A 15477-nucleotide genomic window follows, 5' to 3' on the forward strand; every position below is an offset into this window, starting at 1 on the left:
CTGATGCCCGGGAGCCTGTCCGCCGACAGCCGCTGGCACATCTCCTACGCAACCTGTGGAACTGTCTCTCATCCGTGGAACAGTGTCCCCACAACAATTTGCGAAACTACTACTTATCCCCATCCTCGTCCTGATCAAGACTGCGGCGCTCAGTGCAGCGCCGCCTGCAGTTGCGTGCTCGCGCTCCGTTCAACCTGCACAGGTTTCACAAGGACCCCCACTATGACCATGCCGGGCCGCCGGATGCTTATCATGCTCAGCCTCGTTCTGTCCGTCGTCCTGATGCTCGCCGGCTACAAGACGTATTGGATTTATCAACAGTTGCAGCTTTTGCATGGGCCGAAGCCACCGGTCAGCGTGGCGACGTCCAATGCGTTTGAAATCCCCTGGCAGCGCCAGATGCCGGCGGCGGGCACGCTCAAGGCATTGCAAGGTATCGATCTGAGCACTGAGGTGCCCGGCGTGGTGACACAGCTGCATTTCGAGTCAGGGCAAAGGGTCGAGGCCGGGCAGCCTCTGCTGCAGCTTGAGTACCAGACCGAGCAGGCCGAGCTGGACGTAGCAAAGGCCGACCAGCGCCTGGCCCGTCAGAACTTTGAGCGCGGCCGGAAACTGGTGGAGATCAGCGCCATCTCCAAAGGCGAGTTTGACCGGCTCGGCGCCGAACTCAATCGCAACACCGCCGTCGTGGCACAGCGCACTGCAGCGCTGGAAAAGAAGCGCATCGTCGCGCCCTTCACCGGCACCATTGGCATTCGCCAGGTCAATGTGGGCGATTACCTGCAAAGTACCCAGGTTATCGCCAGCCTGCAGGACACACGCCAGCTTTACGTTGACTTTTATGTGCCCGAGCAAGCCCTTCAACTGATCAGGATCGGGCAGTCGGTGCAGGTTGAAATCTCGGCACGCCCCGGCATCTTCAGCCTCGCCAAGGTGAGTGCCATCAACCCGATCGTCGATGAAAGCACGCGAAACGTGCTGGTGCGCGCGACGCTGTCCAACCCGCGCGATGAGCTGTTACCGGGAATGTTCGCCAATCTACGGGTGCTGCTGGACGAACCGACCGCACACACTGTGATCCAGGAAAGTGCGATCGCCTACAGTCCTTATGGACAGTACATTTTCGTAATAACACCGGGTAATAACGGCGAGCCGCACGCTTCCGATGCCGGCGACACGCCGCAACTGATAGCCGAACAGCGCCTGATCGAAACGGGCGAGCGGCGCAATGGCCTGGTGGTGGTTTCCAAGGGGCTGCACAAGGGCGAACAGGTGGTCACTGCCGGCCAGCTCAAACTCAAACACGGTACTGCTGTGCGTATCAGTATTGACCGAAGCCAGCCGGAGGGGCCGCTGCCGACGCCTCAACCGGAGGGTGCGCAATGACCTTCACCGACCTGTTCATTCGTCGCCCGGTGCTGGCCGTGGTCGTCAGTCTGCTGATCGTGCTGCTTGGATGCCAGGCCTACGAAAAACTGCAACTGCGCCAGTTTCCGCAAATGGAAAACGCGCTGGTTACGGTCACCACGGTCGCACCGGGCCTGAGTGCGCAAACCATCCAGAGTTACGTCACCCAGCCCTTGCAACAAAGCCTGGCCAGCGCACAAGGCATCGACTATATGACCTCGTCCAGCCGTCAGAATCTTTCGCTCATCTCCATCTATAGTCGGGTCGGCGCCGACAGCGACCGCTTGTTCACCGAACTGCTTGCCAAGTCCAACGAAGTCAGGAACCAGTTGCCCGACGGCATTGAAGACCCGGTACTGAGCAAAGTGGCGGTGGACAGTACCGCGCTGATGTACCTGAGCTTTTCCAGCAAAACCATGAACAACGCGCAGATCACCGACTATCTGCAGCGGGTGGTCCAGCCTCGCTTGGTGACACTGCCGGGCCTGGCGCAAGCGCAGATTATCGGCAGCCAGAGCTTCGCCATGCGTCTTTGGCTCGACCCGATAAAACTCGCCGGGTTTGGTCTGGGCGCCAGTGACGTAACCCAGGCAATCAAACGCTACAACGTACAACCTGTGGCGGGAGACCTTACCGGCGAATATGTCGTCACCAGCGCGACCACCAACACCGAACTCCAATCGGTCGAGGGGTTCAGTGCCATTCCAGTGAAAACCAACGGCGACAATCAGGTGCGCCTGGGGGACGTGGCGCGCGTTGAACTGGGCTCGCAAAATTACGACAGTTTCAGCACCTTCAATGGCACCCCGGCGGTGTATATCAGCATTCAAGCCACACCCGATGCCAACCCCCTGGAGTTGGGCAAGCGCGTGCGCGAACTGATGCCCCAATTGCAGACGCAGACCCCACCCGACCTGCACTCGGATATCGCTTACGATTCGACGCTGTATATCAACGCTTCGATCGACCAGGTGCTGTCCAGCCTGATGGAAGCCGTACTGATTGTGGTGCTGGTGGTGTTTTTGTTCCTGGGTTCCTTGCGCTCTGTGATCATTCCAGTCATCACCATTCCACTGTCGTTGCTTGGCACTTTGTTCCTCATGCAACTGCTGGGCTATTCCATCAACGTGCTGACGCTGCTGGCGATGGTCCTGGCTATTGGCCTGGTGGTCGACGACGCCATCGTGATGATGGAAAACATTCACCGGCACATCGAAAAAGGTAAATCCCCACTTGAGGCCGCGATCAAGGGGGCCAGGGAGGTCTGCGTTCCGGTGATGTCCATGACCATCACGCTGGCCGCGGTGTTTGCACCTATCGGCTTCATGCAGGGCTTGACCGGGGCGTTGTTCAAGGAGTTTGCCCTGACCCTGGCCGGCGCTGTGGTGATTTCCGGAATCGTGGCGTTGACGCTGTCACCGATGATGTGTGCCATTTTGCTGCGGCCTGAGGAACAGCCAAAGGGCCTGTCGCTGGTGCTGGACCGCTTCTTCAATGCCCTGAAAAAACGCTATCGGCGCCGCCTGCGCCAGATCATGCGAGCGCGGTCGGTGGTAGTGGTGTTCGCCTCGCTCGTGCTTTGCCTGATACCCGCCATGCTCACGTTCACCCTCTCGGAATTGGCGCCCGACGAGGACAAAGGCCTGATTTTCATTCTGTCCAGCGCGCCCCAGGCAACGAACCTGGCCTACCTGAATCGCTACACCCAGGACTTTATCGAACCGTTCAAAACCTTGCCCGAATACCAGGCATCCTTCCAGATCAACGGCCTGGACGGCTTACATTCAGGTGTCGGCGGCTTCCTGCTCACCCCCTGGGAAGAGCGTGAGCGCACACAGATGCAAGTCCTGACAGCCTTACGCGAAAGACTCGACAGCAATCCCGGCCTGCAAGTTTTCGCATTCAATTTGCCCTCCCTGCCGGGGACAGGTGAAGGGCTGCCCTTTGGCTTTGTCATCAGTTCCCAGCAGGACCACAGTTCGATGATGGGCGTGGCCGAGCGCATCAAGCAACGCGCGATCGACTCGGGAAAATTTGCCTATGTGGATATCGACTTGGCCTTCGACCGCCCGGAAGTCAGGGTCGACATCGACCGCACCAAGGCCGCGCAGATGGGCGTGTCCATGGAGGACCTGGACCTGACCCTGACCACCCTCCTGGCGGAGGCACAAATCAACCGATTCAGTATCGACGGGCATCTCTACAAAGTGATTGCCCAAGTCGAGCGCAACTACCGGGACAACCCCGACTGGTTGAGCCAGTACGCGGTAAAGAACGCCAAGGGCCAATTACTGCCCTTGTCGACGCTGATCACCGTCTCCAGCCCAGAGGTTCGGCCCCAGCGGTTGAATCAGTTCCAGCAACTGAACTCGGTCACCGTGTCGGCCTTTCCCATCGTCGGCATGAGCGACGCATTGCAGACCTTGCAAACCATTGCCCAGGAAGAGGCGCCAGCGGATTACACCTTCGATTACAGCAACGCCACGCGCCAGTTCGTACAGGAGGGCAATGCGCTGTGGGGCACGTTCGGCCTGGCACTGGCCGTCATCGGCCTGGTGCTGGCGGCGCAGTTTGAAAGCCTGCGTGATTCTCTGGTGATACTGGTGACGGTGCCGCTGTCGGTGTGCGGTGCATTGATTGCGCTGTTTCTGGGTTGGTCCACCCTGAATATCTACACGCAGATCGGCCTGGTCACGTTAATCGGTCTGATCAGCAAACACGGCATCCTGATCGTCGAGTTCGCCAATCAGCTGCGCAAGCAACAAGGCCTGTCCGCGCGGGCTGCGGTCCAACAAGCGGCCGCGATCCGTCTGCGGCCGATTCTGATGACCACGCTGGCCACCGTAATGGGCGTCGTGCCGCTGATTTTCTCCACCGGCGCGGGCGCGGTCAGTCGGTTCGATATCGGCATGGTGATCGCCACCGGCATGTCGATCGGTACCCTGTTCACCCTATTCGTCTTGCCCACGGTGTATACGACGCTGACCAAAGCGGACAATTCAGCCAGGGCGCTGACCCGATAGCGCACAAAAAAAGGCCTCGCATCGCGAGGCCTTTTCCGGGGGTTTCAATTGTTTCAACTCTGCGGCCTCATCGCTTGAGACATCCCGAACATGAATAACAGCAAATCATGATCGGGTTTGGCCGCCACACTGACCTTGGCCACACGCGGCAGCAGGCATTGCCCGCTGCCTTGGGTCGCACTGAGTACCTGTGTGCGAGGCTGTTCCCAGGCCGCCAGGGCCAGGGCTGCAACCCCTAACGCCCCGACCAGGAACAAACCTCGTGCTATTTCTAGCTTCATCTGGTTAAACCCTTGATAGCGCTGCCAAACGCCGTCTCGTAAAAGTAGCTGAGTTTTTTCCAGTCGGTAGCGCTCCACGACGAATGGCGGCGCAATTGCAGCATGTCATGGGAGGCGGCCCGATAAGCGGTCAAACGCTGGCGACATTTTTCAAAATCCAGCAGCGCCACTTCCACGGTCACCGCATCGCCCTCACCGGTCACCCGCACGAAGATGTGCTTGATGTACAGGCAACCATGCTGCCAGCGGCCTTTGTGCATGCGCGCCAGGGTACCGGCCAATTCCTCAAGCAAGCGCTCGTGGACCGCCTCACCGTATTGCTCACGGCCACCGGCGGCGTACCAGTTTTCGATCTCATCGAAACCGTCCAGCGAAGCGGTGACCAACATAGCTTTCCATTGATGCTCGGGGTCGCGTCGCGCCTCGCAAAACACCAGTTCCGGCACCCGTACATCCAGCAAGCGCAAGCCCTTGAGGGCATCACGTTCACGCAACACGGTCGGACGTCCAAACGGATGCAACCAACTGCGGTAGATATGGCCCGTCTGGCGCTTGCAATAGAGCAATCGCCCATTGGGACTGATCACACGCTGTACACCACTTTCACCGCCACGCCGGCGATTGGGCTCTTCCACCCACTCACCCTGCTGACGCCAGAAAAAATCAAATCGTTCTTCGGGAGCTATATGACTGCCGACTACGCACTCAACTGCCATCCTGTTACCTCTTACGCAATACATAGACTCGCCACATGGCGTAGAGCGGCATGAAGTCCAGGGATTCCTGAACTCGGAAACCGGCCTGCTCGAATTCTGCCTCGACAGTAGCAGCCGGTAACACAAACCGGTTTTGGTAACCTTCCTGCTCACCTTTCTTGCGACGCCGCACTTCGGCGCGCTTGCGCTTCCAGGCCTTGAAATTGCCATCCACCCACAGCGAGATAATCACGCTGTCACGGGTAACCCGCTGAAACTCCCGAAGTATTGTCATCCTGTGCACCGGGTCACCGATGTGGTGCATCAAGCGCATGCAGAAAATACTGTCGACTGAGTTATCTGGCAAATCGATATCAAAGGCTGAGGTCTGCAAAGGGCGTACCCGTTTCACCACTTCCGCCGGTTGGGCCACCGTGGCGACCTTCAACATCGACGCCGAATTGTCGGCGCCGATGATCACACGATTGGGTTTCTCGGCCAGCAACGGCCAAAAGCGCCCGGCACCACACGGCAAATCCAACACCAGGCCCGGCTCACCGGCCATGGCCAGCGCGCCGCGCGCCAGTTGCTCATCGCGCTTGTGGGACAACCGGCGAGCCAGATTGTCCTGATGCTTGAGCAAATATTGCTGCGCGTGTTGATCGTCGTACTTTTCTGAAAATTCCAACTTAATCGGGGAAGGCATCTTACGTCTCCGGTAACTGATGCCTACAACCCTAAGCAGCGAACTGTGATCAACAGGTCAACTCGTTGTGAAAATCTTGTCCTGTCCAATCCCATACATTTCAAGACTTTACAGAAACATTCAGTAGCATGGGGCCATCTTCGCCGAAAAGCAGGCGCCGCGCAGCAGCAAATTGACAGACCGAATGGTCAGGTTTTGACTGGACCCAGTTCGACATGAAAACGGCAGCCATTGGGTTCCATGGTGCTCAGGGTCACGCTCCAGCCCTGGCTATCACAGATACGCTGCACCAGCGACAAGCCCAGCCCGAGACCCTCGCCGCGCTTCTCGCTGCCACGCACGAACGGCTCGAACATTGCCTCACGCTTGTCTTCGGGAATGCCCACGCCGGTGTCCTCTACCACGAAGCCGCTGAGCTCCAGAGTAAGGCGGATAAAACCCTGCTCGGTGTAATGCAGTGCATTGCGCAACAGATTGCCCATCACCGCATGCAGGAACGTCGTGTTGTAGCGTGTATCCAGCGGATTGCCTGGGCAGTAGATCAACTCGAGGCCTTTTTGCTCGATAGGCCCACGCCAGATCCCGAGCAGATCCTCGGCGACCTGGGTCAGGTTGACCTGGGCCGACATGGCGGCATCGTCATGCTGGGCGCGGGCCAGCATCAGGAAGGTCTGCACCAGCTCGCGCATTTCTTCACAGGCCCGGGCGATGCGCTGGACCTGGTTGCGACCGCGTTGATCGATCGCCGGGTTCTCCAGCAGCAGCTCGCAGGAACTGGCCAGCACCATCAAGGGTGTGCGCAATTCATGGCTCACATCGCTGGTAAACAACTGTTCGCGAGACAGCGCCTGGCGCAGGCGACCCAGCGTGGCATCGAACGCCACCGCCAACTCGCCCACTTCGTCAGCCGCATAATCCGGCGCCAACGGCGGCGCAAGCCCCAGCAACTGGTCGCGATGGCGTACCTGGCGGGCCAGGCGTACCACCGGCGCCATCACCTTGCGCGCCAGCACCCAGCCGAGAAACACCGCCAATGCCAGGCTGAGCACGAAGCCCACCAGCACCACGGCAAACAGGACGCGCTCACGCTCTTCGAAATCGCTCTGGTCCTGCAGCAGCACATAACGCCGGCCATCGATCACCTCGACCATGGCGTGGTAGGACAGCGACTCGCGAAACACTTCATGAAAGCCTGGGTCCAGATGCCGCAAATCCTTGGGCAGCTCGAAATCGCCGGGGCCGCCGCTGAAATAGAACAACTGGTCAGGCTCGGGCCGGTGTCGCCAGTCCTCCATGCTGTCCATCAGCAGCAGGCGTTGCAGGTCGCCGCCCAGGCCCGCCGAAATCAACTTCTCTTCCACCAGGTGCACCGTCGCGACAATGCCCATGGCGAAGGCGCCCGCCACCAACGCACTCATCAGGGCAAAGGCGATGATGATCCGCTGGGCAAGGCTTTGCTTAAACTCCATCACGCCCCTCGGCCAGGCGATACCCCACACCGTGTACCGTTTGCAGCAACGGCTTGGCGAAAGGCTTGTCGATCACCTGGCGCAACTGGTGGACGTGGCTGCGCAGGCTGTCGCTGTCCGGGCAATCATCGCCCCACAAGGCTTCTTCGAGAATTTCCCGACGCAAGACGTGCGGGCTTTTCTGCATCAACACCGCCAGCAACTTCAGGCCGACCGGGTTGAGTTTGAGCAGGCGCCCTTCGCGGGTCACCTCCAGCGTGTCCAGGTCATAATTGAGGTCGCCCACCTGCAGGGCACGACGCCCGCCACCCTGGGCACGGCGCAGCACCGCTTCGATACGGGCGGCCAGCTCCGACAGGGCAAACGGCTTAAGCAGGTAGTCATCGGCACCGGACTTGAAGCCCTGCAGCCGGTCGTCCAACTGGTCGCGGGCGGTCAGCATGATCACCGGTGTGTCGCGGCGTGCATCTTCGCGCAGGCGTTTGCACAAGGTGTAGCCATCGATGCCAGGCAGCATGATGTCGAGCACGATCAAATCGTAATGCTCGGTGGCGGCCAGGTGCAGGCCCGACAAGCCGTCCTGCGCACAATCCACTGTGTAGCCTTTGAGCCCCAGGTAATCGGCCAGGTTGGCCAGAATATCGCGGTTGTCTTCAACCAATAAAATTCGCATGGGCAGTGCTCCGTACGCGGTAACAGCCGTGTTGGCTCGCGCAGCTTAAGGCCAAGTGCCGTTCAGGGATAGACCTGCACAGGTCGTCGATATAACTTTTCAACCGATATTTAGATTGAACGAGATTTTCACTATAACTTCACAAACTGGCCACAGGCGTGCAGGGAAAATCATCGCCCATTGCAATGAAGATTCAAAATGTGGGAGGGGGCTTGCTCCCGATGAGGGTGGGTCAGTTGATAATGTTTAACTGACACACCGCCATCGGGGGCAAGCCCCCTCCCACATTTTTGAACGAGTACACCCGCATCATCGGTCAGGCCAAACAACAAAAAACCCCGCCTGCATCACTGCAGGCGGGGTTTTTCAGTACAGGGGTAAGGCTGGCTTACATCATGCCGCCCATGCCACCCATGCCGCCCATGTCTGGCATACCGCCGCCTGCGCCTTCAGCCTTTGGCTTGTCGGCGATGGCCGCTTCGGTGGTCAGGATCAGGCCACCGATGGAAGCAGCTGCCTGCAGTGCGGAACGGGTCACCTTGGTTGGATCCAGGATGCCCATTTCGATCATGTCGCCGTAGACGCCAGTCGCAGCGTTGTAACCGTAGTTACCTTTGCCGTTCTTGACTTCGTTGACCACAACGCTTGGCTCGTCGCCGGAGTTGGCAGCGATCTGACGCAGCGGTGCTTCAACAGCGCGACGCAGTACAGCGATACCGACGTTCTGGTCAGCGTTGTCGCCGGTCAGGTTGGTCAGGGCTTCCAGGGCACGGATCAGCGCAACGCCACCGCCAGGTACCACGCCTTCTTCAACGGCTGCACGGGTTGCGTGCAGGGCGTCTTCAACGCGGGCCTTCTTCTCTTTCATTTCAACTTCGGAACCGGCGCCAACCTTGATCACTGCAACGCCGCCGGACAGCTTGGCCAGACGCTCTTGCAGTTTTTCACGGTCGTAGTCGGACGAAGTCTCGGCAACCTGGGCACGGATCTGGGCGATACGCGATTCGATGTCACCTTCAACGCCAGCACCGTCAACGATGATGGTGTTTTCCTTGGAGATGGTCACGCGCTTGGCGCTACCCAGGTTTTCCAGGGTGGCGCTTTCCAGGCTCAGGCCGATCTCTTCGGAGATCACGGTACCGCCGGTCAATACGGCGATGTCCTGCAGCATGGCCTTGCGACGGTCGCCGAAGCCTGGAGCCTTGACGGCTGCGACTTTGACGATGCCACGCATGTTGTTCACAACCAGGGTCGCCAGGGCTTCGCCTTCAACGTCTTCGGAAACGATCAGCAGTGGGCGGCCGGCTTTGGCAACGGCTTCCAGTACTGGCAGCATTTCGCGGATGTTGGAGATTTTCTTGTCGACCAGCAGGATCAGCGGGCTGTCCAGCTCGGCAACCATGGTGTCCGGCTTGTTGACGAAGTACGGGGACAGGTAGCCACGGTCGAACTGCATGCCTTCTACAACCGACAGTTCGTTTTCCAGGCCCGAGCCTTCTTCAACGGTGATCACGCCTTCCTTGCCGACTTTTTCCATGGCTTCGGCAATGATGTCGCCGATGGAGCTGTCGGAGTTGGCGGAGATGGTGCCTACCTGAGCGATAGCCTTGGTGTCAGCGCATGGCTTGGACAGGTTTTTCAGCTCGGCAACGATGGCGATGGTCGCCTTGTCGATACCGCGCTTGAGGTCCATCGGGTTCATGCCGGCAGCGACGGCCTTGTAGCCTTCGTTAACGATGGCCTGGGCCAGAACGGTGGCGGTGGTGGTGCCGTCGCCGGCGTCATCGTTGGCACGGGAGGCAACGTCTTTGACCAGCTGCGCGCCCATGTTTTCGAAACGGTCTTCCAGTTCGATTTCTTTTGCTACGGAAACGCCGTCCTTGGTGATGGTCGGAGCGCCGAAGCTCTTCTCGATGATCACGTTACGGCCTTTCGGGCCCAGGGTCGCTTTTACTGCATCAGCCAGGACGTTTACACCGGTGAGCATTTTTTTGCGGGCGGAGTCGCCGAATTTAACTTCTTTAGCAGCCATGATCGATATTCCTTAAATACTTTGGAGTAAACGGGAAAATGAGCGGGGGAAATCAGTCTTCCAGAACGGCAAGAATCTCGTTCTCGCTCATTACCAGCAGGTCTTCGCCGTCGACTTTCACAGTGTTGCTGCCGGAGTAAGGGCCGAAAACAACCTTGTCACCCACTTTCACGGCCAGCGCACGTACTTCACCGTTTTCCAGAGCCTTGCCTGGACCCGCAGCAAGAATCACACCGTGGTTGGCTTTTTCAGCAGCCGAACCTGGCAGAACGATCCCGCCGGCGGTTTTCTTTTCTTCTTCACTGCGACGGATGACGACGCGGTCATGCAGAGGACGAAGCTTCATTGTCGATCTCTCCTAATTGTGTGTTTCATCGGCCGGTATCAATTCCGGCGGGTTAAATTCCGGCGGTGCCGGTCGCGGCTCGCTGGGCGAGACGCGGAAGTCTGTCTAGTGTCACCACCAGAAACCTTGCGGTGACCGTTACATAAGGGCGCCCAGGTTGATTACAAGGGGCAGCGCATGAAATTTTTTGTGTTTTGATCGGGATGAATGCAACACGGCACCCGAAGGTGCCGTGCCGGTGAAGCGGTTATTTGCCGTCGCGGTGTTCGAACTCGCCTTCGATCACATCACCTTCTCGCCCCAGGGGCTGACGCGGGGCCGGGCCGCCACGGGGTTGCAGGTCGTCGGCGAACGCGCGCTGACGCATCGCCGCTTCTTCGGCACGCTGGCGCATCTTGCCGGCCAAGAGTTTGCGCGTGACCGGCAGCAGCATCACCAGACCGACCACGTCACTGATAAAGCCCGGCAGAATCAACAGGCCACCGGCCAGGGCCATCATCAGGCCTTCGAGCATGGTCTGGGCGGGCAGCTCGCCGCGGTTCAGGCTTTCACGGGCGCGCAGGGCGGTCGCCAAGCCGGCGACGCGCAGCACCAGAACGCCGAGCATCGAGCCGAGAATGATCAGTAACAGTGCCGGGAAAAATCCGATCGCACCGCTGACTTGAACGAATACGAACAGCTCCAGCACCGGGAACAATAGAAAAAGCAACAAAAAAGGGCGCATCAAATGGTTCCTCAACGCAAGAATGCCTTGCTGGTTCACCTTAGATGACGTCGCCTTTTCGTTAATTCAAGCGCTAACGTCTGATATTTTCGGCCAGCTCTGGGCGTGAGCCAATGAAACCAGGGCTTCGCGTACTTGTGTCGGAGTGTTGCAAGGCTCGGCAAACGGTAACCAATGCAGGGACTGGCCGACGCGCAGGTGCATGCCTTCACTGTCGATGCCGGCCAGTTGCGCAGGCTCGCTCGTCGGTAAACCGGCGAGGTCGACGTAATGGGCGATGGCCTTGGCGTGATCGCTGTTCATGTGTTCGATCATGCTGCGCTCGGCCTTGCCCGCAAACGGATTGGCCAAGGTCAGTTGATCAACCCAGTGGATCGCGCCAAACCCACCGATATAACGGTGGCGCACCGGCTTGAGCACCCAGAAATCGAAATCGTGGGCCTTGTGGTAGTTAGCCGAGTCAGGGAAGTAGCGGTAGTAGCGCTCGGCGGCGGCTTCGATGCTGGCGGCGTCTTCCAGCTTCTCGGCTTCAGCCAGGTAGGTCAGGCGCCCGACGGCCTGCACATCGTCGGCTTCGCGCTCTCCGACCAGCAACGAACACTTGGGGTCTTTCTGCAAATTGTGCGTGTGCTGGGCGATGCGGCTGATCAGGATCAGCGGCTGGCCGTGCGCGTCGAGGCAGTACGGCACGACCGAACCGAAGGGAAAACCGGGCATGGCTTTGGACAGTGTGGCCAAGGCCCCACGGTATTCCTTGAGCAACAGCTCTCGGGCGTTCCTGGCAACGTGCACGCTCAATGTATGACTCCTGGGTTGTTCCGCCGCCCACGGCATATGGGAATGGATCTCAACACAAGGTAATCAATATCCGCGCAGGTTGCCAGCGTGTCGCTTTACCAGGCCACGCCAAAACCTGCGGTGTAGCGGGTCTTGCTCAAGCTGCTGTCGGAGTCGCCGCTGATGACATCGCGTTCAGCCTTGAGATTGAGCGACGCCCATTCGGTGACTTTGTAGCGCAGGCCCATCTCGGCATCCAGGGAATACTCGGCCGGACCGTCCAGCGGCTTGCCTACCTCGCCGTTGGTGAAGAACTCAACGGTCTTGCCCACCAGGTACCGGTTGTAGTTCCACTTCATGGCCAGGGAATAGAAGTTGTCCTTGCCGCCATCGGCGTATTCGTAATCGGTGCGGTTGACCAGCGAGCCAAGAGAGAATGCGCCCAGTTCATCGTCCCAGAACTGATAGCCGGGGCCCGTACCGACGGTGCGCTGGCGTGCCAGGTCTTCGACCTTGTCGCGCTTGTAGGTCAGACGACCCTGCCAGAACCAGTGCTCGGTGAAAAAGCGGTCCAGGTCGTATTCCAGGGCCCAGTTGTCGGTGGTGGTGACGTCGTCCTGGAACTCGCGGTTGTATTCGCCCTTGCCTGTGTGGCGCCACTGGCCGTGACGGGCCGAGGTCTTGAAGTCGATGTCGTAGTCGTTGGTGTCTTTGTCGGCGCGCTTGTAGTCCAGCGCCAGGTCGATGTTGCCCTTCCACACCAGATCTTCGATCACGGGCTTGGGCTTGAGGATCTGCTGGATGCTGGCCAACTCCACGGTCTTGGGCGCTTCGCCATTAGCCAGCACGACCTTGCCATCCTCGGCAGGCTTGAGGGACTTGGCCTTTTCCCCGGTATAGGCGTCTTGCTTGACCAGCAACTCCTGATCGCTCTCCAGGGTTTTGACCTGCTTCCAGTCCACCGGGATCGCTCCGCCGTAGCTGGTCTGGATCAGCAGCTTGCCGCCGTCGAAGACTTTGATCTTGCCGGTCAGGCGGTCACCGTTCTTCAACCAGACGGTATCGGCGAGCAAGGGCGTGGAAGCACTGAGGACAGCAAGGCACAGCAGGGTTCTGGACAACATAAGCGGATACGGGGCTCGGGGTTGGCGAAAAGAAGACGCTATCGTGTTAGATAGCCTGAACTGACTCAACTATTTATATTGAGTTCAATGCTCAGCCCCAAGTTTACAGACGTTTCTCACAAAAACACCGACGTTCTCAACGGATAGCCTCACAGTGAATGAACCCGCCGACACCCCGCAAAGCCCCGCCGAAATTCGCCGCACCGCGCTTTACCTGACGTTGGCACAAGTGCCGCCAGGTTGCGTGGTCAGTTACGGCGAGTTGGCGCACCTGGCAGGCCTGGGACGCGCCGCGCGCTGGGTGGGGCGTACCTTGAGCCAGCTTCCTGCGGATACCCGATTGCCCTGGCACCGGGTGCTGGGTGCCGGTGGTCGGATAAGCCTGCCGGTGGGCAGTGCACCAGGTGACGAGCAACGTGCGCGTTTACGCAGCGAAGGCGTCACTATCCTGAACAATCGTGTTGATATTCAGCGTCATGGCTGGCGTCCGGTAGAGCACAGCGGTTAGAGTGCGCGCTTTGTTTCCGCAAACCTGAGGCAGACTCCAGCCCATGCCCCGTAAAACCTGGCGCGCCGCGCTCGCCGCCTATGCCAGCCCCTCGACGTTAGTGCTGTTGTTGCTCGGTTTCGCTGCCGGCCTGCCTTATATGTTGGTGTTCTCGACGCTTTCCGTGTGGCTGCGCGAAGCGGGTGTTGCCCGTGAGACCATCGGTTATGCAAGCCTGATCGGGCTGGCCTACGCCTTCAAATGGGTCTGGTCGCCGCTGCTCGACCAATGGCGCCTGCCATTGCTCGGAAAACTCGGGCGCCGGCGTTCCTGGCTGGTGCTCGCCCAGTCGCTGGTGATCCTCGGATTGATCGGCATGGGCTTTTGTGACCCGCAAAAACACTTGTCCTGGTTGATCGCCATTGCCGTCGTCGTGGCCTTCGCGTCGGCCACCCAGGACATCGCGGTCGATGCCTACCGCCTGGAGATCGCCGACGACAGCCGCCAGGCGGCCCTGGCCGCCAGTTATATGTCCGGCTATCGCATCGCCGCCCTGCTGGCCACGGCCGGTGCGCTGTTCTTTGCCGAGGGCTTCGGTTCCACCGGTTTCAACTATAAGCATTCGGCCTGGACCGGCACCTATGTGCTGTTCGGCGTGCTGATGGTGCCGGCGCTGCTCACCACCCTGTTCATGCGCGAACCCAACGTGCCGCTGCGCACCCAGTTGCAGGCCGGGCGCTACAGCTTCGCGCACCAGCTGGTGTCGGTGTTCGTGCTGATCGTGCTGCTGGTGTCGGTGCCGGCGATGTTTACCCAGCTGTACAACACCGATTTCGCCAGCGTGCTGTTCCAGGGCGTGAGCCTGTGGGAATTGCTGATGGAAGACCGCGCGTTCCTGCGCGCCATCCTTTATATCCTGCTCACTGCCTTGTGCCTCTCGGCCATGGGCCGGCGTGGCCTGGCGCCGGTGCTGACGCCGGTCAACGACTTTATCCTGCGCTACCGCTGGCAGGCGTTGCTGCTGCTGGGGTTGATCGCCACGTATCGCATGTCCGACACCGTCATGGGCGTGATGGCCAACGTGTTCTATATCGACCAGGGGTTTACCAAGGACCAGATTGCCGGGGTCAGCAAGATCTTCGGCCTGATCATGACCCTGGTCGGCGCCGGCATGGGCGGCCTGTTGATCGTGCGGTTCGGGATCCTGCCGATCCTGTTCATCGGCGGCGTGGCCTCGGCCGGCACCAACCTGCTGTTCGTGATGCTCGCCGACATGGGCCCCGACCTGCAGATGCTGATCGTCACCATTTCCCTGGATAACTTCAGCTCGGGCCTGGCCACGTCGGCGTTTGTCGCCTACCTGTCGAGCCTGACCAACCTCAAGTTCTCCGCCACCCAATACGCCCTGCTCAGCTCGATCATGCTGCTGCTGCCGCGCCTGATCGGTGGGTATTCGGGGGTGATGGTGGAGAAGTTCGGCTATCACAACTTCTTCATGATCACCTGTCTGCTGGGGTTGCCGACGCTGTTTCTGATTGCCCTGCACTGGTTCCAGGAGAACCGGCGGATTCGGTTGAATCCCCCTGCAGAAGACTGACATGTGGGAGGGGGCTTGCCCCCGATGGCGGTGGGACAGCTGAGTATCTTGTAGCTGAAACACCGCCATCGGGGGCAAGCCCCCTCCCACATTTGGATCTTCCCTGATCAGATCCTTCCCCGCAACGTCACGCCTG

14 protein-coding genes are annotated in these 15477 nt (G+C 59.5%); 4 read left to right on the forward strand and 10 right to left on the reverse strand.

What is annotated here, in order from left to right:
- The first annotated feature begins 228 nt into the window (after positions 1-228).
- Positions 229-1386, forward strand: a complete 1158-nt coding sequence (locus TU82_RS14720) for an efflux RND transporter periplasmic adaptor subunit (RefSeq protein WP_057724091.1) — start codon at positions 229-231, stop codon at positions 1384-1386.
- A complete protein-coding gene (locus TU82_RS14725; protein ID WP_057723892.1) occupies positions 1383-4430 on the forward strand; it encodes a multidrug efflux RND transporter permease subunit in 3048 nt (1015 codons plus the stop codon). The genes TU82_RS14720 and TU82_RS14725 overlap by 4 nt, the downstream gene beginning before the upstream one ends.
- 53 nt (positions 4431-4483) lie before the next feature.
- On the opposite strand, the gene TU82_RS14730 is transcribed toward TU82_RS14725, so the two are convergent.
- From TU82_RS14730 to TU82_RS14775, 10 genes are all read right to left on the reverse strand, one after another.
- Complete coding sequence (locus TU82_RS14730) at positions 4484-4711, reverse strand: hypothetical protein (protein WP_057723893.1); 228 nt, start codon at positions 4709-4711, stop codon at positions 4484-4486.
- Positions 4708-5427, reverse strand: a complete 720-nt coding sequence (locus TU82_RS14735; protein WP_057723894.1) for a lipopolysaccharide kinase InaA family protein — start codon at positions 5425-5427, stop codon at positions 4708-4710. The genes TU82_RS14730 and TU82_RS14735 overlap by 4 nt, the downstream gene beginning before the upstream one ends.
- 4 nt (positions 5428-5431) lie before the next feature.
- Entirely contained in the window at positions 5432-6112 is a 681-nt protein-coding gene (locus TU82_RS14740) for a class I SAM-dependent methyltransferase (protein WP_057723895.1), read from the reverse strand.
- Positions 6113-6300: 188 nt separating this feature from the next.
- Positions 6301-7581 carry a sensor histidine kinase gene (locus tag TU82_RS14745; protein WP_057723896.1) on the reverse strand — a complete coding sequence of 427 codons (1281 nt, stop codon included), beginning with the start codon at positions 7579-7581 and terminating at the stop codon, positions 6301-6303.
- Positions 7571-8254, reverse strand: a complete 684-nt coding sequence (gene colR, locus TU82_RS14750; RefSeq protein WP_003208587.1) for a two-component system response regulator ColR — start codon at positions 8252-8254, stop codon at positions 7571-7573. The genes TU82_RS14745 and colR overlap by 11 nt, the downstream gene beginning before the upstream one ends.
- A gap of 388 nt (positions 8255-8642) precedes the next feature.
- On the reverse strand, positions 8643-10286 hold the full coding sequence (gene groL / locus TU82_RS14755) for a chaperonin GroEL (RefSeq protein ID WP_057723897.1): 1644 nt from the start codon (positions 10284-10286) through the stop codon (positions 8643-8645).
- A gap of 52 nt (positions 10287-10338) precedes the next feature.
- Entirely contained in the window at positions 10339-10632 is a 294-nt protein-coding gene (locus TU82_RS14760; protein ID WP_057723898.1) for a co-chaperone GroES, read from the reverse strand.
- A 247-nt stretch (positions 10633-10879) separates the two neighbouring features.
- The gene (locus TU82_RS14765; RefSeq protein WP_057723899.1) at positions 10880-11356 is read right to left on the reverse strand and encodes an FxsA family protein; all 477 of its coding nucleotides are present in this window, start codon (positions 11354-11356) and stop codon (positions 10880-10882) included.
- Between the two features lie 66 nt (positions 11357-11422).
- Positions 11423-12154 carry a HugZ family pyridoxamine 5'-phosphate oxidase gene (locus TU82_RS14770; protein ID WP_057723900.1) on the reverse strand — a complete coding sequence of 244 codons (732 nt, stop codon included), beginning with the start codon at positions 12152-12154 and terminating at the stop codon, positions 11423-11425.
- A gap of 95 nt (positions 12155-12249) precedes the next feature.
- On the reverse strand, positions 12250-13257 hold the full coding sequence (locus TU82_RS14775) for a DUF481 domain-containing protein (RefSeq protein WP_057723901.1): 1008 nt from the start codon (positions 13255-13257) through the stop codon (positions 12250-12252).
- A 154-nt stretch (positions 13258-13411) separates the two neighbouring features.
- Between TU82_RS14775 and TU82_RS14780 the strand changes: the two genes are divergently transcribed.
- Positions 13412-13765: an MGMT family protein gene (locus tag TU82_RS14780; protein ID WP_057723902.1), complete on the forward strand. Its 354-nt coding sequence runs from the start codon at positions 13412-13414 to the stop codon at positions 13763-13765.
- Between the two features lie 43 nt (positions 13766-13808).
- The gene (locus TU82_RS14785) at positions 13809-15341 is read left to right on the forward strand and encodes an AmpG family muropeptide MFS transporter (RefSeq protein ID WP_057723903.1); all 1533 of its coding nucleotides are present in this window, start codon (positions 13809-13811) and stop codon (positions 15339-15341) included.
- Positions 15342-15477 lie beyond the last annotated feature (136 nt).

Origin of the sequence: Pseudomonas orientalis (assembly GCF_001439815.1) — a bacterium.
GTDB lineage: Bacteria > Pseudomonadota > Gammaproteobacteria > Pseudomonadales > Pseudomonadaceae > Aquipseudomonas > Aquipseudomonas orientalis.